General features: G+C 72.1%; 16 protein-coding genes. 7 read left to right on the top strand and 9 right to left on the bottom strand.

All coding sequences use genetic code 11. The features are described from left to right. Positions 1 to 4 precede the first annotated feature (4 nt). A complete protein-coding gene (locus tag YWY_RS0118860; RefSeq protein ID WP_156899369.1) occupies positions 5 to 1,153 on the bottom strand; it encodes a glycosyltransferase family 4 protein in 1,149 nt (382 codons plus the stop codon). Positions 1,154 to 1,188: 35 nt separating this feature from the next. Then, positions 1,189 to 2,319, bottom strand: a complete 1,131-nt coding sequence (locus YWY_RS0118855; protein ID WP_028848892.1) for a glycosyltransferase family 4 protein — start codon at positions 2,317 to 2,319, stop codon at positions 1,189 to 1,191. 18 nt (positions 2,320 to 2,337) lie between these two features. On the opposite strand from YWY_RS0118855, the gene YWY_RS0118850 reads away from it, so the two are divergent. The 4 genes from YWY_RS0118850 to YWY_RS0118835 all read left to right on the top strand — a co-directional run bounded on the left by YWY_RS0118850 (position 2,338) and on the right by YWY_RS0118835 (position 8,358). Beyond that, positions 2,338 to 3,273: a glycosyltransferase family 2 protein gene (locus YWY_RS0118850; protein ID WP_245566730.1), complete on the top strand. Its 936-nt coding sequence runs from the start codon at positions 2,338 to 2,340 to the stop codon at positions 3,271 to 3,273. Positions 3,274 to 3,375: 102 nt separating this feature from the next. Beyond that, on the top strand, positions 3,376 to 4,695 hold the full coding sequence (locus tag YWY_RS0118845) for a hypothetical protein (protein ID WP_156899367.1): 1,320 nt from the start codon (positions 3,376 to 3,378) through the stop codon (positions 4,693 to 4,695). Between the two features lie 44 nt (positions 4,696 to 4,739). Then, positions 4,740 to 7,256 (top strand): glycosyltransferase, encoded by a 2,517-nt coding sequence (locus tag YWY_RS0118840; protein WP_028848889.1) that lies wholly within the window; start codon positions 4,740 to 4,742, stop codon positions 7,254 to 7,256. After that, the gene (locus tag YWY_RS0118835) at positions 7,249 to 8,358 is read left to right on the top strand and encodes a glycosyltransferase family 4 protein (RefSeq protein ID WP_245566729.1); all 1,110 of its coding nucleotides are present in this window, start codon (positions 7,249 to 7,251) and stop codon (positions 8,356 to 8,358) included. The genes YWY_RS0118840 and YWY_RS0118835 overlap by 8 nt, the downstream gene beginning before the upstream one ends. A gap of 192 nt (positions 8,359 to 8,550) precedes the next feature. On the opposite strand, the gene rfbD is transcribed toward YWY_RS0118835, so the two are convergent. Further along, a complete protein-coding gene (gene rfbD / locus YWY_RS0118825; protein ID WP_028848887.1) occupies positions 8,551 to 9,468 on the bottom strand; it encodes a dTDP-4-dehydrorhamnose reductase in 918 nt (305 codons plus the stop codon). Then, positions 9,465 to 10,454: a dTDP-glucose 4,6-dehydratase gene (rfbB, locus tag YWY_RS0118820; RefSeq protein WP_028848886.1), complete on the bottom strand. Its 990-nt coding sequence runs from the start codon at positions 10,452 to 10,454 to the stop codon at positions 9,465 to 9,467. The genes rfbD and rfbB overlap by 4 nt, the downstream gene beginning before the upstream one ends. 74 nt (positions 10,455 to 10,528) lie before the next feature. Here rfbB and YWY_RS22880 point away from each other — a divergent pair, with 74 nt between their 5' ends. Both YWY_RS22880 and YWY_RS0118810 read left to right on the top strand, forming a co-directional pair. Then, a complete protein-coding gene (locus YWY_RS22880) occupies positions 10,529 to 11,731 on the top strand; it encodes an LCP family protein (RefSeq protein WP_084609360.1) in 1,203 nt (400 codons plus the stop codon). Positions 11,732 to 12,065: 334 nt separating this feature from the next. Beyond that, positions 12,066 to 12,773, top strand: a complete 708-nt coding sequence (locus YWY_RS0118810) for a TIGR03089 family protein (RefSeq protein WP_028848885.1) — start codon at positions 12,066 to 12,068, stop codon at positions 12,771 to 12,773. A gap of 112 nt (positions 12,774 to 12,885) precedes the next feature. Here the strand turns inward: YWY_RS0118810 and YWY_RS0118805 are convergent, their stop codons facing one another. Further along, positions 12,886 to 14,025, bottom strand: coding sequence for an acyl-CoA dehydrogenase family protein (locus YWY_RS0118805; protein ID WP_028848884.1), 1,140 nt, complete (start codon positions 14,023 to 14,025; stop codon positions 12,886 to 12,888). A gap of 210 nt (positions 14,026 to 14,235) precedes the next feature. Between YWY_RS0118805 and YWY_RS0118800 the strand changes: the two genes are divergently transcribed. Then, complete coding sequence (locus YWY_RS0118800; RefSeq protein WP_028848883.1) at positions 14,236 to 15,249, top strand: serine hydrolase; 1,014 nt, start codon at positions 14,236 to 14,238, stop codon at positions 15,247 to 15,249. A gap of 348 nt (positions 15,250 to 15,597) precedes the next feature. Here the strand turns inward: YWY_RS0118800 and purE are convergent, their stop codons facing one another. From purE to YWY_RS0118780, 4 genes are read right to left on the bottom strand one after another with little or no spacing between them, the layout of a single operon-like run. Continuing rightward, entirely contained in the window at positions 15,598 to 16,101 is a 504-nt protein-coding gene (gene purE, locus YWY_RS0118795; protein ID WP_028848882.1) for a 5-(carboxyamino)imidazole ribonucleotide mutase, read from the bottom strand. Between the two features lie 14 nt (positions 16,102 to 16,115). Next, the gene (locus YWY_RS0118790) at positions 16,116 to 17,300 is read right to left on the bottom strand and encodes a 5-(carboxyamino)imidazole ribonucleotide synthase (RefSeq protein WP_028848881.1); all 1,185 of its coding nucleotides are present in this window, start codon (positions 17,298 to 17,300) and stop codon (positions 16,116 to 16,118) included. 12 nt (positions 17,301 to 17,312) lie between these two features. Beyond that, the gene (locus YWY_RS22875; RefSeq protein WP_156899366.1) at positions 17,313 to 18,497 is read right to left on the bottom strand and encodes a glycosyltransferase 87 family protein; all 1,185 of its coding nucleotides are present in this window, start codon (positions 18,495 to 18,497) and stop codon (positions 17,313 to 17,315) included. Positions 18,498 to 18,521: 24 nt separating this feature from the next. After that, positions 18,522 to 19,316 carry a GGDEF domain-containing protein gene (locus YWY_RS0118780; protein WP_084609358.1) on the bottom strand — a complete coding sequence of 265 codons (795 nt, stop codon included), beginning with the start codon at positions 19,314 to 19,316 and terminating at the stop codon, positions 18,522 to 18,524. Positions 19,317 to 19,615 lie beyond the last annotated feature (299 nt).

Raw genomic sequence — 19,615 nt, 5'->3', positions numbered from 1 at the left:
GGCCTCATCTGCTCCTCGACCGGGCTCGGGCGGCCCGCTCGTACACGTCACGATGACGTTGTGCGCTGGCCCGCCAGCTGAATTCCTTCGCCCGTAGCACGGCTGCGGCGGCAAGCTCGGCTCGTCTGCCCGGGTCGTCGAGCAGCTCGGCCAACGCCGCCGCGACGTCGCCGGCGCCCACCCCGCAGTAGGCCACCGCGTCCCCGCCGACCTCCGGCAGCGCCAGCCGCCGGGTGGTGAGCACGCAGGCACCGCAGGCCATTGCCTCCAGCACCGGCAGCCCGAAACCCTCGCCGAGGCTCGGATACACCACCAGCTCGGCCCCGCCGAGGTACCCGGCCAAGCACCGGTACGGCAGGTACCCGGCGCGGATCACCCGCACGTGCGGCGGGACCACCGCGAGGGCCTTGGCGATCCGGTCGTCCCATCCCGGCGGACCCGCGAGCACCAGCGCGGGCGGATCGGGCCGGTCGCGCACGGCTTGCACGAACCCGCGGATCAGCGCGGGCACGTTCTTGCGGGGCTCCAACGCCCCGAGAAAAGCCACGTACGGTTGCTCGCCCAGCCCGGCAGCGGCCCGCGCCTGGCGCACTTCCTCGTCCGACGGCGGGTGGAAGCTGTCGGTGTCCACGCCGTGCGGGATCACGGCCAGCCTGCCGAGATCGGCGTCGGCGACCGCGGCCAGCTCCCGCGCGGTCGCTTCGCTTGGCACCACGCAGCCGTCCGCCCGCCGCACCGAGATCGACGTCCATGCCCGGAAGAACCGGACCTTCACCGCCGAGTGCAGTACCGGCTCGGTGAAGAACGTCGCGTCGTGCAGCGTCACCACCGACGCCGCCTTGGCCGCCAGCGGCATGGTGTAGTGCGGGCTGTGCACCACATCGACGCCCAGCTTGGCGATCAGCCGGGGAAAGCCCACTTGTTCCCAGGCCAGCCGCACCGGCGGCCGGGCGATCGCCGCGGGCGCGGCGACCACGTCGGCGTTCGGCGCGATCTCGCCGTAGAAGTGCTCGTCCCGGGCCTGGCAGACCACCACGAGGGACGCCCCGTCGGCATCCAGCGCGGCGATCAGCGCATCGACGTACCGGCCGACCCCGCCGCGGTCGGCGGGCACGGCCGTGGCGTCGATGAGCACCTTGGGCTCGGCCAGCATGATCCGAAGACTACGACGAGCGTTCCCTGCGGTGGTCAGGAACCGGCAAATCCGCTTGCGTCCGTGTGCAGCCGCCACAAGGCTTCTGCGGTCCGCTGCCAGGAGAACTCCGCGGCGCGGCGGCGCCCGGCGGCCGCCATCTCCGCGCGCCTGCGCTGGTCACCGAGCAGCTTGCGGAGCGAGGCGGCCAGCGCGCCCTCATCCCCGGCGGGCACCACCTCGCCGGCGCCACCACCGACCTCGACCAAGGCGGGCACGTCGGAATGCACCACGGGAACCCCGGCGGCCATGGCCTCCAGCACCGGCAGGCCGAACCCTTCCGCCCGGCTCGGCACGACCACGATCGTCGCGCCGAGCACCGTGCCCGCCAGCGCGGCGTCCGGCACCGCCCCCAGCACCCGCACGGCACCTGTGGGCAGGCCGCGCCGCTCGGCCAGGGCAAGCGGGTCCAGCCCGCCCCAGCCCTGCGGGCCTGCCAGGACCAGCGGCGGCGGCTCCTCCCCCGCGCTGCGCAGCCGGGCCAGGGCACCGATCAGCACGTCGATGCCCTTGCGCGGCTCGATCGTGCCGACCGCCAGCAGATAGCGGCCGGGCAGATCGGACGGCCGGGCGTGGCCGGCCTGCGGATCGGCGAACAGATCCGCGGCGGCATGCGGCACGACTTCGATGCGTGCCGGGCCGCCGACCCGCATCCGGAGATCGTCGGCGACCGCCCGGGTCGGCACCACCACGGCGTCAGCCACCCGGAATGCCCGCGCGATCACCGACTTGTGCCAGCGAACGCCACGCGGCGTGAGGGTTTCCGGGTGCGTCCACGGCACCGTGTCGTGCACCGTGACGGTCAGCCGAGCACCCCGCGGTTTGGCGGGCGGCGCGAACGGGGTCGGGGCGTGCACGGCCGCAACGTCCCGCCCACCCGGCCAGTACCGCACGCCGTACTGCCACAGCAGCGTCATGGCCCGTCGCGGCAGCCGCAGCACTTTGGGCTCGCCTGCGCCCTGGAACCTCGCCCTGGTGACGTCCGCATGGCGGCACACCACCGTGCCCACGGTCCACCCCTTCGGCGCGGTGGCCACCAGCGCGGGGATCAACTGCTCGGTGTAGCGGCCGGTGCCACCGGGTACCGGGGCGAACAGTTGCTCCGCGATCACCAGCAGCTCCGGCATGCGCCTATTCTCCTGGTCGTGGCGGACACCGAAGTGTCGACCACCGTGGTGGTCGTGACCTGGCGCGGTGCTGCCCACATCGGCGACTGCCTGGACGCGTTGTCCGCCCAGCAGCGACCGCATCGGCTGCTGGTGGTCGACAACGCCTCCGACGACGGCACCGCCGAACTGCTCGCCGGGCATCCCGCCCGTCCCGAAGTGCTTCGCCTCGACCGCAACACCGGCTACGCCGGGGCTCTCGCCGCCGCTCTTCCCCTGGTGAAGACGCGCTACGTCGCCTGGCTCAACGACGACGCCGTACCAAGCCCGGAATGGCTGTCGCTGCTGGAGAACGCGCTCGACGGCGACGAGCGTGCGGCGGCGGCCAGCGCCCGCCTGGTCGATCCGTCCGGTCGCACGCAGTCGGTCGGCGTCGCGCTGACCCCGCTCGGGTACGGGCAGGACCTGGCCAGCACGGTCACCAGCGAGGTGTTCGGGTTCTGCGGCGGTGCCGCCCTGCTGCGCACCAGCTCGCTGCGCGCCGTCGGCGGCGTTCCCGCCGACTTCTTCTGCTACTACGAGGACACCGACACCTCGTGGCGGCTGCGGCTGGGCGGGTGGCGCGTGGTGTCCGTGCCGCACGCCACCGTGCGGCACCTGCACGGGGCCAGCGCGGCCATCGGGTCACCGGATTTCCACCGGTGGAACGAGCGGAACCGGCTCGTGATGCTGCTGCGCTGCGCCCCGGCGCGCGTCGCGGTCACCGAGCTGGCCAGGTTCGCCGCCATCACTGCGCTGCTGCCCTTCCGGCCCGCTCCACGCACCCCGAACTTCCGTCCGTCGTTGCGTTTACGAGTGCTCAGCGAGACGCTTCGGATGCTGCCGGCCGCGTTGCGGGCCCGCCGGGCGCTGCGCTCGGCGGGGGTCACCGCGGCCACGCGGCGCCGGGTCTGGCGCGCGTGGGTCGGCCGCTGAGCACAGCAGGCGCACGATGTTCCGCCCGGCAGGCACGACCGGCCGGGAGGGACTGCTCGAGGGCGGAGGCCGCCACCCATGGCGGCCGGAAAGGGACAGTCGATGACGCAAGCGCGCAGTCGCATCGCATTCAGGCTGGCCGTGGTGACGGCGGTGGTCACCACCACGAGCGCGGTCACCACGCTTCCCGCACAGGCGGCGTCGTGGACACCACCGGCGACGGTGTCCGCCCCGGACGGGGTGGCCAGCCAGCAGCAAGCGGCCATCGACGGCGCGGGCACGGCGACCGTGGTGTGGGCGGAACGCCGTACCGCCGACATCGACGTGATCAAGGCGGCGCGACGGGCGCCGGGCGGCTCGTGGTCGGCCCCGGTGACCCTGTCCAACCCGGAACGCGACGCCGACGAGCCGCAGATCGTCGCCGCCCCCGACGGCCTCGTCGTGGCGGCGTGGATGGAGAACGCCACGGCATCCGCCGCGGACGGGCGCCGGGTCATGGCGGCCACGCTGCGCCCGGGCGGGTCATGGGACGCGGCGCGAGCGGTCTCGGCGGCGGGCGGGGTCAGCAGGCCACGGCTGGCGAGCAACAAGCACGGGGACGCGATCGTGGCCTGGCATCAGCGCAACGGGCTGCGGTCGTCGCGGCTGAACGCGGGCGCCACCAGCTGGGGTACCCCGCAGCCGATCGCCGGTTCCGGCCGCCAGCACGAGGTCGCCCTGGATTTCTCGGGCACTGCGCACGCCGCGTGGAAGGACACCGACAGCGAGGGCATCGACCGGATCAAGGCGTCTCGCGCCACCCGCAACGGCGCGTGGGAAACGGCCACGACGCTGTCCCGGGCGGGCAGGCACGGCGAGCAGCCGGCCGTGGTGACCGGCAAGGACGGCAGCACGGTCCAGGTGCTGTGGGTGCTGCGGAGCTCCGTCCGGGTCGTGCAGGCAGCGCATCGAACCTCCGGCGGCTGGTCGCAGGTCCAGACGATCTCCGACAAGACCCGCAACGCCGTCCGGCCGGAAGGCGTGCTGGACGGGCAGGGGAACGCGACAGCCGTCTGGCAGGTCAACCTCGATTCCACCCAGTCGGGGGTGGCCGCGGCCGGTCGGCCCGCCTCGGGCACGTGGGGCACCCCGGAACAGCTGACGACGGCAGGGGCGGCCCCGCAGATCGGTGTGGACGACGGCCGCACCGTCCACGTCGTCTGGCTGGTCAACCGCACGACCGACGCGGACGACCGGGTGGAAGCGGTGCTCCGGCCGCCGTCCGGGACGTGGTCGGGGCCGGGCACGGTGGCCGCGGAGAACGAACTGTGGAGCGTCGGGCTGGCCGTCGACGGGAGCGGCCGGGCGGTCGCGGTGTGGCGGCAGACGGTGGGGCCCGGCGACACGGACCCCAGCAGGGTGCGGGCGTCCGTCGCGGAGTGAGCTCCCGCTAATCTTCGGACATCGTCCGCAAGAAGGGAGCCTTCGTGGCGCAGGTCGATCCGCTGCTCTCGGTCGTCGTGGTCAACTTCCGCCGCGCGGCCGACACCGTCAGGTGCCTGGAGCGGATCACCGGCGACCTGGACTACCCGGACTTCGAGGTCGTCTGCGTGGACAACGGCTCAGGTGGTAGCGACGCCGACGAGCTCACCGCGGCCGCCAAGCGGCTGCCCGGGGTGCGCGTGGTGCGCTCCGACACCAACCGTGGCTTCGCCGGTGGCTGCAACCTGGGCGCCGAGCACGCCCACGGCAGCGTGCTGGCGTTCCTCAACAACGACGCGCGGCCCGATGCGCGCTGGGCGCGCGCCGCGGTCGACGTACTCAAGACCGACCCGACGGTGGCGGCGGTGGCCAGCAAGGTGCTCGACGCCGACGGCACCCACGTGGATTTCGTGGACGCCGGGCTGACCTGGTTCGGCATGGGCTACAAGCGGCACGCCGGGCGCCCGCTGGCCGATCTGCCCGCCGAGGAGCACGAGCGGGCCAAGGACGTGCTGTTCGCCACCGGGTCGGCGATGTTCGTGCGCGCGTCGGTGTTCGCCGAGGTCGGCGGCTTCGACGAGCGCATGTTCATGTTCTACGAGGACGTCGACCTCGGCTGGCGGCTGAACCTGCTCGGCTGGCGGGTGCGCTACGAGCCGTCGTCGGTGGCCTACCACGAGCACCACGGGACGATGAACGCGCTGGACAAGCCTGAGTCCGGCCGCGAGACGTTCCTGCTCGAGCGCAACGCGCTGGCCGCCATGTACAAGAACCTGGCGGACGACACGCTGGCCCGTGCGCTGCCCGCCGCGCTCGCGTTGGCCGTGCGCCGGGCCACCGCCCGGGGCGAGCTCGACCCGACGCAGCTCGACCTCGCCGCCGGGGTGACGCCGCCGGAGACCTCGCCGGTGCCGATCCCGCGCAGCACGCTCGCCGGTCTGCTGGCCGTCGACCAGTTCGTGGAGCAGCTGCCCGGGCTGCGCGAGGACCGGGAGCGCATCCAGGCGAGCAGGCGGAGAACCGATGCGGACCTGCTGCCGTTGCTGCGCAACGCACTCGAGCCGGCTTACCCGTTGCCCCGCTACCTGGCCGCGCACGACGTGCTCGCCGAAGCGTTCGGCATCGCCGATGCCTTCGGCCGTCGCCGCAAGGTCCTGGTGATCACCGGGGACGCGCTTTCCGGCCGGATGGCCGGCCCGGCGATCCGGGCGTGGAACATCGCCCGCATCCTGTCCGCCGAGCACGACGTGCGGCTGGTCACGGTCAACCCGGCGAACGCGCTCGGCGAGCTGCCTGCCGGGCAGTTCCGGGTCTCCGAGGCCAGGCACCGCGACCTGGCCGAACCCGTCGAGTGGGCGGAGATCGTCGTCCTGCAGGGCCACGTGCTGGAGATGGCTCCGGCGCTCAAGGAGCGGCACTCGCACAAGATCGTGGTCTGCGACCTGTACGACCCGATGCACCTGGAGCTGCTCGAGCAGTCCAAGGACACCCCGGACGACCGGCGGGCCGCGGACGTCGCCGGGGTGACCAGGGTGCTCGACGCGCAGCTGGAGCGCGGTGACTTCTTCCTGTGCGCCTCCGAACGGCAGCGGCACCTGTGGCTCGGGCATCTGGCGGCGATCGGCCGGCTGTCGCCCCGGCTGTACGACGCCGATCCCACCACCCAGTCCCTGCTCGCCGTGGTCCCGTTCGGCCTGCCGGAGCAGCCGCCGGTGCGCACCGGTGACGGGCTGCGGGCCAGCATCGACGGCATCTCGGACACCGACCACGTGATCATCTGGGCAGGCGGGGTGTACAGCTGGTTCGACCCGCTCACGCTGATCCGCGCGATCGACCGGCTGCGCGAGCGGCGCGGCGACGTGCGCCTGGTGTTCTTGGGCATGAAGCACCCCAACCCCGAGGTCGGGGAGATGTCCATCGCCGCGCGCACCGTCCGGCTGGCCGACGAGCTCGGGCTGACCGGCAAGCACGTGTTCTTCAACCAGCACTGGGTGCCCTACGCCGAGCGGCAGAACTGGCTGCTGGACGCCGACTGCGGGGTCACCACCCACTACCAGCACGTGGAGACCACGTTCGCGTTCCGCACCAGGGTGCTGGACTACCTGTGGGCGGGGCTGCCCATCGTCACCACCGACGGCGACGCGTTCGCCGACCTGGTGCGCGCCGAGCAGCTGGGCGTGGTCGTCCCGCCGGAGGACCCGGTGGCGCTGGCCGAAGCGCTGGAGAAGTGCCTGTACGACACCGAGTTCGCGGCGGCGTGCACCGAGCGGATCGCCGCGGTGGCCCAGCGGTTCACCTGGCCGGAGGTGCTGCGCCCGCTGGTCGAGTTCTGCCGCGACCCCAGGCCCGCGGCCGACCGGCTGCCCGGCGCGGCGGACCTGACCACCGAACCGCAGCCGCGCGGACTGGCCAAGCTGCGTCGGGACGTCGCGCTGGCGCGCGAGTACCTGGCCACGGGAGGAATCCGCGAACTCGGCCGACGAGCGGCCGGGCGGCTTCGTAAGGTCGTCAGACGTGGCTAAGTCGTCGCAATCCTCCGCCGAGCGGGAGGCGGCCCCGCTGCGGGTGCTGTTCGACGGCACCCCGCTGATCGGCGAGCGCACCGGTGTCGGTCGCTACACGTTCTCCCTCACCGAAGAGCTGGCGTCCATGCCGGAGGTGCGATCCCGCGGCGTCGCATTCACCGTGCGTGGCTGGCGCAAGCTGCGCCGGATGCTGCCGCACGGCGTGACCGCCGCCGGGATGCCGGTACCCGCCCGCCTGTTGCGGGCGGCGTGGCGCCGCAGCCGCATCCCACCGGTGGAGCTGTTCGCCGGGTTCGCCGACGTCGTGCACGGCACGAACTTCGTCCTGCCCGGCACGCTGCGCGCCGCAGGCGTGGTGACCATCCACGACCTGGCGTTCCTCGACCGCCCCGAGTCGGCGGGCCAGCCCGACCTGCCCGCGCTGGTGCGGGTCAGCGCGCGCCGGGCCAAGGTGATCTGCACGCCGACCGCCGCGGTGGCGGACAAGGTGGCGGAACGGCTGGAGGTGGACCGCGACAAGATCATGGTCACCCCGTTGGGGGTGGATCCGTCCTGGTTCGCCGCCCAGCCACCGACCGAGCGGCTGCGCCAGCGGCTGTCGCTGCCGTCCAAGTACGTGCTGTTCGTGGGCGCGGCGGGCCCACGCAAGGGGCTGCGCTGGCTGGCCAAGGCGCATCAGGCGGATCCCGGCCTGCCGCCGTTGGTCTACGTCGGGCCGGGGACGTTCGAGGCATCGCCGCGCTCGCTGCACGCCGGATACGTCTCCGACGTCGACCTGCGCAGCGTGATGGCCGGGGCCAGCGCGTTGGTGCTGCCGTCACGGGACGAAGGGTTCGGGCTGCCCGTGCTGGAGGCGATGGCGTGCGACGTTCCGGTCGTGTGCACGGATGTCCCGGCTTTGCGGGAGGTCTCCGGCGGGCACGCCCACCTGGTGCCCTACGGCGACGTGGACGCCCTCATAGCTGCAATGAACGCGGCCGTGGCGGACTCGCGCACCCCGGAGGCGTCCGTCGCGCGACGAGCCCATGCTGCCACGTACACCTGGCGCCGCTGCGCGGAGCTGACCGTAGCGGCCTACCGCAAGGCAGCGGGCAAATAGCCACTACTCGGCCGCCCGCAGCTCGTCACGGTGCTTGCGCACGTACGCAGCCAACACCTCGCGCCATACCGGCATCGGGTCGAACCCGGCCGCCAGCCACGACCTCGGCGACAGCACCGCGCAGGCCAGCCCCGGCGCCGCCGTGCGGAGCTGACCGTAGCGGCCTACCGAAAGGCAGCGGGCAAATAGCCACTACTCGGCCGCCCGCAGCTCGTCGCGGTGCTTGCGCACGTACGCAGCCAACGCCTCGCGCCATGCCGGCATCGGGTCGAGCTCGGCCGCCAGCCACGACCTCGGCGACAGCACCGCGCGGGCCGGCCGCGGCGCCGGGCGCGGGAAGTCCTGCGTCGAGCACGGCTGCACGCGTTCCGGATCGGCGTCCAGCTCCTCGAAGATCGCCCTGGCGAAGCCGAACCACGTGGTGCTGCCTTGGCAGGTGCAGTGCAGGGTCCGCTGCTCGGGCCCCTGGCCGTCGGCGATGCGCTCCGCCAGCTGCAGCAGCCCGCCTGCCAGCGCCTCCGCCGACGTCGGTGACCCGTGCTGGTCGTCGACCACCCGCAGCGTCTCCTTCTCCCGCTCCAGCCGGGCGATGGTGTGCACGAAGTTCGAGCCGCCCACGCCGTAGACCCACGCGGTGCGGACCACCCAGGCATCGGCTCCGGACGCGAGCACCGCCACTTCACCTGCCGCCTTGGTGCGGCCGTACGCGCTGCGCGGGCCCAGCGGGTCGTCGGGCTCGTACGGCCGGTCGGACTCGCCGGAGAAGACGTAGTCGGTGGACACGTGAATCAGCGGCACCTGCGCCGAGGCGCAGGCGGCGGCGAGCAGGCGGGGGCCATCGGCGTTGACCGCGAACGCCTTGCGTTCGGCCGATTCGGCGGCGTCAACCGCGGTGTAGGCGGCGGCATTGATCACCACCGGGCGGCCGCCGCGCCGCCGGGCGTGCTCGGCCAGCTCACGCACGGCGGAGACGACCTGCCCCGCGCTCGTCACGTCCAGCTCGGCACGGCCGGGCGCGCGGACATCGGCACCCGCCTGCTGTGCCTGCCTGTTCAACTCTCGTCCCAGCTGCCCGGTCCCGCCCGGGATCAGCAACGTCAGCGCCGTCATTCGTCCAGTCCCGCACGTTTGCGCAACGGCTCCCACCAGCTGCGGTTGTCCTTGTACCAGCGCACGGTGTCGGCCAAACCCTCGGTGAACGGCACCGCGGGACGATACCCCAACTCGGTGCTGATCTTGGTGATGTCGACCGAGTACCTGCGGTCGTGTCCCTTGCGGTCGGGCACGTACTCGACCATGTCCCAGTCCGCGCCGACCGCCTCCAGCAACAGGCCGGTCAGTTCCTTGTTGGTCAGCTCGGTGCCGCCGCCGATGTTGTAGATCTCGCCCGGCCGTCCCCGGTCCAGCACCAGCTGGATGCCGCGGCAGTGATCGTCGACGTGCAGCCAGTCGCGGACGTTCCCGCCGTCCCCGTACAGCGGCACCCGCTTGCCGTTCAGCAGGTTGGTCACGAACAGCGGGATGACCTTTTCCGGGTACTGGTAGGGCCCGTAGTTGTTGGAGCACCGGGTGATGCACACCGGGAGTCCGTGGGTGCGGAAGTAGGCCCTGGCCAGCAGGTCGGACGAGGCCTTCGACGCCGAGTACGGCGAGTTCGGTTCCAGCGGATGGTCCTCCGGCCACGAGCCGTGCTCGATCGAGCCGTACACCTCGTCGGTCGAGACGTGCACGAACCGGCCGACCTCGGCCTCCAGCGCGGCTTGCAGCAACGTCTGCGTGCCGAGCACGTTGGTCGAGACGAACTCGGCCGCGCCCACGATCGACCGGTCGACGTGCGACTCGGCGGCGAAGTGCACCACCGCGTCCGCGCCGCGCAGCACCGCGCGGACCAGCTCGCCGTCGCGAATGTCCCCGCGCACGAACTCCAGCCGCGGCGAGTCCTTCACCGGGGCGAGGTTCTGTTCGTTGCCGGCGTAGGTCAGGCTGTCCAGTACCACGATCTGTGCGTCGGCCAGCGAGTCGTAGGCCCCGGTCAGTGCTTGCCGAACGTAGTGCGAGCCGATGAACCCGGCGCCGCCCGTGACGACCACCCGCATGCAATACCTCCAACCGCGCGACAGTCTAGGGGTATGTTCACGCGTTGGCGTTTTGCCTGGTTCACTAGAGCGTGATGATGAAGATGGCGAGGCGGGTGGGCTACCTGGTGGTGGCCGTGATTTCTGCTGCCACCGTCGTCGCGGCCGGGTACACCTACCTGAAGGTGGACGACTTCCGTGACAACGTCACCACCACGCCTGCGCTGGACGAGATCCCCAACTCGCCGCCGGAGGACGACGGCGCGGAGGACATCCTGCTGGTCGGGTCGGACAGCCGCACCGACGCCAAGGGCAAGCCGCTGTCCCGCGAGATGCTGGCCAAGCTGCGCACCACGGCGAGCGTCGGGGTGAACACCGACACGTTGATCATCGTGCGGTTCCCCCACGACGGCGGGCCGCCGCGCGCGGTGTCGCTGCCCAGGGACAGCTGGGTGCGCGTGCCCACCGGCGGCAAGGCGAAGATCAACTCGGCGTACGGGGTCGCCAAGGCGGCCGAGGCCGCGCGGCTGCACCAGCGCGGCGGCATGTCCGCCGAGGAGATCGAACGGGCCTCCGACGAGCGCGGCCGCCGGGCGCTCATCCAGACGGTGCAGGACTTCACCAAGGTGCACATCGACCACTACGCCGAGGTGAGCCTGCTGGGCTTCTACCTGCTCACCGAGGCGCTGGGCGGGGTCGAGGTGTGCCTGAACGCGGCCACGTCGGATGCCGACTCCGGGGCCAACTTCCGGGCCGGACGGCAGACCATCAGCGGCAGCGAGGCGCTGGCCTACGTCCGGCAGCGCAAGAACCTGCCGCGTGGGGACCTGGACCGGATCGTCCGCCAACAGACGTTCCTGGCGTCGGCGCTGCACAAGGTGCTGTCCACCGACACGCTCACCGACAACCGCAAGCTGCGCAGGCTGGTGAACGCCGTCGAACGGTCCGTGGTGCTGGACCCCGACCTGGACATCCTGGAGTTCGCCCAGAAGGCACAGAGCCTGTCGTCCCGGCAAGTCACGTTCGTCACCATCCCGGTGGAGAACATCAACGGCCGCAGCCCGGACGGCAAGCAGAGCATCGTGGTGGTCGACGAGAAGAAGGTGCGTGCGTTCGTCCGCGACCTCATCCGGCCGAAGGGGAACCCGGCGGGCACCTCGAGCGGGCCGAGCGCGCCCGGCGCTTCGTCGAGCCAGGCACCGCGGGGCGGCGGCAGCTCTCCGGGAGCGGCCTTGGGGGTGCTCACCGCCCAGGAGGGCGAGCCGATCAGCGGCGGCCGCGCGCCCTGCGTCAACTGACGCGCCGGACGAAGCGGGCGGGGTCGCGGTGACGAAGGGCCCGGCATCGGTGGATTCGCTCGGCTGGTCCGTCGCCAGGCACTCCGGCAGACCGCCGTCAGCCCGGGAGGCTGGCGGCCGTCGGCAGCTGAGGGCGATCGACACGGGACGTTGTGGTTGTCCGGAGGTTCGACGCCGGATCGCCGCCACCCCGGCCGTCGAGCAACCGGCCAGGAAGATCGACGCCGCCACTGCACAGAACGCGGCGGGCACGAGAAGGCACCATCTGACGCCGCACGTCCTGCCACGGATTGGCGGGCCACCCGGGCAACGGCGCCCGGATAGCCTGCTCGGTGTGAACGTCACCGAGTCCTTGCTCCACCCGCTGCTGTCGACAGCGTCCGCCCGTCCATTGCTCACGCACTATGACGACGCCGCCCAGACCCGCATCGAGCTGTCCGCGGCCACGCTGGCCAACTGGGCGGCGAAAACCGCCAACTGGCTGGTGGACGAGTTCGATGTCGAGATCGGTGATCCGGTGTGCGTGCGGCTGCCCACGCACTGGCAGACCGCGGGTGTGCTGCTCGGTGCGTTCTGGTGCGGCGCGCACGTGGTCACCGAGGCCGACGACGCACGCGTGGTGTTCCTGCCACCCGGGGATCATGACGTCGCTGCTCCGCAAGCGATCGTCGCTCTGGATCCGCTGGGCCGGGGCGTGCCCGGCGGAGTCACCCCACCGGCCCTCGACTACCTGGTCGAGTCCCGGGCGTGCGCCGACGACTTCATGCCGCTGGAGCCGGTGCCCGGCGACTCCCCTGCCCTGATGGGGCTCAGCGCGCAGGAAGTACTCGACACGGCTCGCCGGAACGCCGAGAAGACTGGCCTGGACCGCCGAAGCAGGGTGCTGTCGACACTGGAGTGGACGCTGCCGGACGGCCTGCTCCGGGGCCTGCTGGGACCGCTGGCGGCAGGCGCGTCCGTCGTGCAGGTCACCAACGCCGACCCCGCGAAGCTGGACGCCCGCAGGGACGCCGAACGCACCACGGCCGACCTGCTCGCCTGACGGCAAGCGCGGGCGACCACTGCTCGCGCAAGCCTGCCGCGAGCAGTGACGCCTGCGTCAAGCCCCGTTCGCGGGCAGGTACGCCCACCGGCGCCCGGCCGGGCGACTGCTCCTACTTGAGCAGCGAGCGGGCCATCACCAGCCGCTGGATCTGGTTGGTGCCCTCGTAGATCTGGGTGATCTTGGCGTCGCGCATCATCCGCTCCACCGGGAAGTCCCGCGTGTAGCCCGCGCCGCCGAAGATCTGCACCGCATCGGTGGTGATCTGCATGGCGGCGTCGGAGGCGAACGTCTTGGCTGCGCTGGAGGCGAACGACGCGTCCGGCTCGCCCCGCTCCACCTTGGCCGCCGCCGCGTACACCAGGTGCCTGGCCGCCTCCACCTTCATGGCCATGTCGGCCAGCATGAACTGGATGGCCTGGAAGTCGGCGATCGGCTTGCCGAACTGCTTGCGCTCCTTGGCGTAGGCGACCGCCGCGTCCAGGGCGCCCTGCGCGATCCCCAGCGCCTGCGCGCCGATCGAGTGCCTGGTGTGGTCCAGCGTGCGGAACGCCAGCTTCAGACCCTGCCCCGGCTCGCCGATGATCCGGTCCTCCGGGATGGTGCAGTTCTCGAAGTAGATCTCGTTGGTCGGCGAACCCTTGATGCCGAGCTTGCGCTCCTTCGGGCCGACCGTGAAGCCCGGATCGTCCTTGTGCACCACGAACGCCGAGATGCCGCGCGCCGGGCTGGGCGCGTCCGGGTCGGTCACCGCCATCACGGTGAACCACTCGGACATCGCCGCGTTGGTGATCCAGCACTTGGTGCCGTTCAGCACCCAGGTGTCGCCGTCCTTGACCGCGCGGGTGCGCATCGACGCCGGGTCCGACCCCGCCTCCCGCTCCGACAGCGCGTAGGAGGCCATCGCGCCCGCCGCGACGTCGCCGAGCACCTTCTTCTTCAGCTCCTCGGAGCCACCGAGGATGATGTTCATGGTGCCGAGCTTGTTCACCGCCGGGATCAGCGACGAGGACGCGCACACCCGGGCGACCTCCTCGATCACGATGTTGGTGGCGATGGCGTCGGCGCCCTGCCCGCCGTAGGCCTCCGGGATGTGGATCGCGTGGAACCCGGCCATGGTGAGCGCGTCGCGCGCCTCCACCGGGTAGCGCTCGTTCTCGTCGACATCGGCCGCGTGCGGCGCGATCTCCTTCTCCGCGAGCGCCCGCACGGCGGCACGCAGTTCCTCGTGCTCGTCGGCCAGCCGGTACAGCTCGGACACCTGGACCTCCCGTTGCCACACATCGACCCACGTCGGGGTCTGCCGCCCCTTAGGTTAATCGCCATTTACTAGGACGTCCTAGGAAGTGTCCGTGAAGCTGCTCACCGGTACGATGCCCGCACCCACCGAATCGATCATGAACGACGAGCACCCGGCGAGGGTGCGTCAGGAGAAGACGAGGCCAGGTCGATGAGATTCGCCATGTCGCGCCGCAAGGCCATCGGGGTCGGGGGAACGCTGGCTTCCGGGGCGCTGCTCGGCACCGGAGTGGTGGCCGCCCGGTCGCAAGCCGAAGCCACCGCCGCTGCCTCCCCCGCCGACCGCATCGCCCGCACGTACCGCCGCGTCACCAAGGCGGCGGGCGGCACCTGGTCGTCGATGATCTCGATCGCCGACGGCGACACGGTGCGACCGGTCGTGCTCGATCAGCCGGACCGGGTCGTCGAGGCATACAGCGTCAACAAGATCGCCGTCGCGGTGGCGGTACTGGACAAGATCGACCGCGGCGTGCTGAGCCTGGACCAGCGGGTGGACGTCACCGAGGACATCGTCATCCGGGACACCGACGGCATCTTCGGCCTGGACGGCGCCTACCCGTCGTCGGTCACCCTCGGCCACGCGCTGGCCACGTTGCTGACGGTGTCGGACAACACCGCCGTGCGGCTGTGTGGCCTGGTGTGCCCGGCGGCGGAACTCAACGAGATCCTGCGCGCCAAGGGCTTCGAGCACACCCAGGTGGTCCCGGTGGAGAACCCGAACCGGTTCTTCCTGGGCAAGACCACGCCCAGGGAGACGCACACCCTGCTGCGCAAGCTGGTCACCGGGGAGCTGTTGTCGGCGAAGTCCAGCCAGTACCTGCTCACCGTGCTGCGCTCGCTCACCTCGTTCACCGACGGGTTCCGGCTGTATCTGACCTCGCCGGAGCGCCTGCGGGTGGCCACGAAAGCGGGTTGGTTCGCCGACGGGCGCAACGAGGCGGGCGTGGTGTTCGGCCAGGACGGCACGCCGCTGGCGACGTATGCGCTGTTCGCCTCCGGGCAGTTCACCGGCGGTGAAGCGGTCGACGACGACTTCAGCACGAACCATCCGGCGGTGCGGGCACGTGCCCAGCTGGGCCGGACGGTCATGGATGCGGTGGCGGACTCCGCTGTCGGGGCGAGGTCGGCTCGGCTGCGGTTCCCGGCGCCGGCCTACCGGCCGTCCAACGGCGGCTAGGGCGCCGGGCGGGGAAGTACCCGGCCTGCTCGACCCTCGACGCCCGGCGCTGCGTTTGTCCGCGCCCTGCCCGGGGTTCACGCGGGGCGCTGCCGTTACCCGGACACAGCACTGTCTCTGGCCCCACGGTGCATGGCGGCTGGCAATGATCCGGCCTACGGGTTCGCCACTGGCGGTCTGCCCCGCGCCATGCATGGCGGCTAGGACGCCAGGTGGAGAACACGGCGGCTCCGCTCGACGCCCAGCACTGTGCCTGTGCCTGTTGGCCCGCACCCTGCACCGGCACGGGAATCGCGCACGCTGCCGTGCCCGGACGCGCAGCGCCCGCGCCCGCCTGCCGCCCGTGGGTCAGCTCAGCGATTCGCGCAGCTTGGCGTCCTTGTCCAGGACCTTCTGCTCGAGGTCGCGCTGGAACTGCGCCATCCGCTCCCGCAGTGCCGGATCCGAAGCGGCCAGGATGCGCACCGCGAGCAGGCCGGCGTTGCGCGCCCCGCCGACCGACACCGTGGCCACCGGCACCCCCGCGGGCATCTGCACGATGGACAGCAGCGAGTCCAGCCCGTCCAGGTGCTTCAGCGGGACCGGCACACCGATCACCGGCAGCACCGTGGCCGAGGCGACCATCCCCGGCAGGTGCGCCGCACCGCCCGCCCCGGCGATGATCACCTGCAAGCCCCGGTCGGCCGCGCTCGCCGCGTAGTCGAGCATGCGCTGCGGCGTGCGGTGCGCGGAGTACACGCCGACCTCGTAACGGACGCCGAATTCGTCCAGCGCCTCGGCGGCGGCGGAGAGCACCGGCCAGTCCGAGTCGCTGCCCATGATCACGCCGACCGACGGCTGAGCTGCCTGCATCCGAGTGGTCTCCTTCAGTGCACTTGGTAGCCGTCGAGCCAGACGGCGTGGGACAGCCAGTGGGCGGCCAGCCGGCCGCGCTCGCGCAGCTTCTCGACGTCGTCGCCGAGGAAGTTCACATGCCCCAGCTTGCGGCCGGGCCGTTCCTGCTTGCCGTACAGGTGCACGCGCGCCGACGGAAACCGGGCGAACAGGTGGTGGAGCCGCTCGTCCGGGCCCATCGCCGGCGGCTGCTCGGCGCCCAGCACGTTGGCCATCACGCACACCGGGGCCAGCGGGTCGGTCGCGCCGAGCGGGTAGTCCAGCACCGCGCGCAGATGCTGCTCGAACTGCGACGTGCTGGAACCGTCCATGGTCCAGTGGCCGGAGTTGTGCGGGCGCATGGCCAGCTCGTTGACCACCACGCCGCTGTCGGTCTCGAACAGCTCGACGGCCATCACACCGACCACCCCCAGATCCGCCGCGATGCGCAGCGCGAGCTCCTGGGCGTCGTGCGCGGTGTCGGCCGACAGGCCGGGCGCGGGGGCCAGCACCTCGGTGCAGATCCCGTCGCGCTGCACCGTCTCCACCACCGGCCAGGCGGCCCCCTGGCCGAACGGCGACCGGGCGACCAGGGCCGACAGCTCGCGCCGCATCGGCACCTTTTCCTCCACCAGCAGCGGCGTGCCGGCGTCGAGCAGGTCGCGCACCAGCGTGCCGGCTTCCTCCGGCGTCTCCGGGATCCACACGCCCCGGCCGTCGTACCCGCCGCGAACGGCCTTGACGACCACCGGCCAGCCGTGCTGGTCACCGAACCGCCGCACGTCGTCGGGGCGGGTCACCGCCGCGAATGCGGGCACCGGGCACCCCGCCTCGGCCAGCCGCTGGCGCATCCGCAGCTTGTCCTGCGCGTGCAGCAGCGCGTCCGGACCCGGCCGCACGACCACACCGGCGTCGACCAGCTCACGCAGGTGCTCGTTGGGGACGTGTTCGTGATCGAACGTCACCACGTCGACCCCGGACGCGAACGCCATCAGGGCATCCAGGTCGGTGTGGTCGCCCTGCACCACCTTGCCCGCGACCAGCCCGGCGGAATCCCTCTCGCCCGCCACCATCACGTGCAAGGACTGCCCGAGGGCGATGGCCGCCTGATGGGTCATCCGGGCCAGCTGTCCACCGCCGACCATGCCGACGATCGGCAGCCCCGTGTGCGCATCCATGACGACCAAACCCTACCGTCGCGACCACAGCAGGCCGCCGAGCACCAGGGGCACGTAGAGATACAGATTACCCAGCAGGTGGTCGACCACCGACCAGCCGAGATCGGGGTCCCGGCCGCCGGGCAGGATGAGCAGCAGATAGCTGGCGAAGACCGCGGTGAGCACCACCGCCGGCCACCACCGGCGGCGCCCGCCGTGCGCGAGCACCACGACCAGCAGCGGCACCGCCCAGACCCAGTGGTGGGTCCAGGACACCGGGGAGACCAGCAGCCCGTAGAACGCGGTCACCAGCAGCGCCTGCAGCGGCTCGCCGCGCAGCTGGTAGCGGCGCATCAGCAGCACGGCGAACGGTGCCAGCACGGCACCGACGGCGATCGCCGCGGCCAACGACCACGACGCCCCGCCGGTGAGCCGGAGGAACAGGCCGTTCAGCGCCTGGTTGTCCGACCAGTGGATGGTCCCGATCCGCTCCGGGTCACCGAGCGCGTGCGTGAAGTAACGCACGACGTCGTAGGGGCTGATGAGCAGCAGCACGCCCTGCAGCCCGGCGAAGGTCGCCACCGACCGGATCGCATCGCGCCACCGGCCGATGAACACCAGGTGCGCGACGAAGATCAGCGGGGTGAGCTTGATCGCGGACGCCACGCCGATCAGCACCCCGCCCCAGCGGCTGCCCCGCGCGCCGACGACCAGCACGTCCACCATCACCAGGGCCATCAGGACCAGGTTGATCTGGCCGAGCGAGATGGTCCGCCACACCGGCTCGAGCAGGATCGCCGCCGCGGTCAGCGCCGCCGTGGCGGTGGCCGTGGTGGCGAAGAGCCGCGCCCCGGTCGCGCGCAGGCTCAGCCACACCACGACGGCCAGGCACGACACCGAGACCGCGCCCAGCACGCCCCAGGCCACCGGGATGGCCAGCGGGGCCAACGGGACGAACAACAGCGCCGCGGCAGGCGGGTAGGTGAACGGCAGCAGCGCCCACTCGGGCTCGTACGCGGGCAGCGTCGGGGTGTCGTAGAGCGGGTCGCCGTCCAGCAGCGTGTTGGCGCCCGCCCGGTACACCACGCTGTCCATGCCCAGCGGCCACCCGGCCAGCCAGCCGATGACGCCGACGGCCAGCGGCAGCGCGGCCAGCAGGCCGATCAGCACCACCGCGCCACGGTGGGCGCGGAGCCGACGCTGCAGCGATGTGGGCACGCAGCAAGAGTAGGGCGTGGCGGATCAGGCCCGGCCGACGGTGCTCAACACCGCACACGACTCGGCGAACGTCGGCGGGAAGCGCAGCATGCGCAACGCCGGTGGCGGCAGCCCGTGCAGCTGCTCGTCACGGGACAGCCGGGCGGTGATCTCCCGGCGCGCCGCCATCATCCTGCGGGGCAGCTCGTCGTCCCGGCCGGTCAGCACGGCCAGTGTGGACGGACCGAGGCAGGCCACCGTCTCCCCGCCGTCGAACACCTTCCGGAGCGCGTCCGCGGTCAGGATCATCCCGGTCAGCCGGGCCCACCCGGTCATCGCGCTCGCGTCGACCGTGGCGACGATCAGCAGGTGGGTCGCGGGCACCGGCCGCCCGGTCCGGGCAGCCGCCCGGTACACCTCGGCCAGCCGGGTGCGCAGGTACGAGCCGGTCGGCAGGCCGGTCAGCGGATCGATGACCTCCGGATTGGCCAGGCGGTCGAGCGCGGCCTCGGCCCAGGCCGTTGCGGTGATGCGGACCAGCCGCACCGGGGTGGCGTCGATGTCGGGCGTCACCCACCCGTCGCCGTCGGAACCGGCCAGCACCGCGTGCAGGGCGGCCAGATCCGTCAACGTCTCCTCCAGGCCGGCCCCCGAGGCCGCCCGTGCGCGCCCCAACGCCGACAGCACCGACTCGGTCGCGCCCCCGGCGGTCAAGGCCGCGCACACCATGTCCACCTCGGGCACTCCCCAGTCGCTGGGAAAGCGCCATCCGGCGGCAAGGCTCGCCGAGCGCCAGCGCGCCCGCAGCACCCGGGGATCGAGGTCGAGCGGCCGAAGCACCGGCCGCTGTTCCCTGCCCGGGTCATCCGCCCCGGCGAAACGCGCACCGACAGTTGGCCCGTCCGTCACTTGCCGCCCCTTCCCCGGCATTGTCGCGTCCACCGGAGTGACGAGTTCAGCCACGGATTGTGACGCCATTTAATAGATCACGGTTCCGGGTGACCGCGGAAGCCGGTGCGACACTCCACCGGCCCTTGGAGCGCAGCGCTACCCACGGTTACGCTTGCCAGCCTCGTGGTGACGTAGCGACTTAGGTCCGTCACACTGGTGCGCGGACGGCGTCTGAGGAATGCGCCGCC

The organism is Thermocrispum agreste DSM 44070 (assembly GCF_000427905.1).
Classification (GTDB): Bacteria; Actinomycetota; Actinomycetes; order Mycobacteriales; family Pseudonocardiaceae; genus Thermocrispum; species Thermocrispum agreste.
This window is presented reverse-complemented; position numbering and strand designations above follow the sequence as displayed.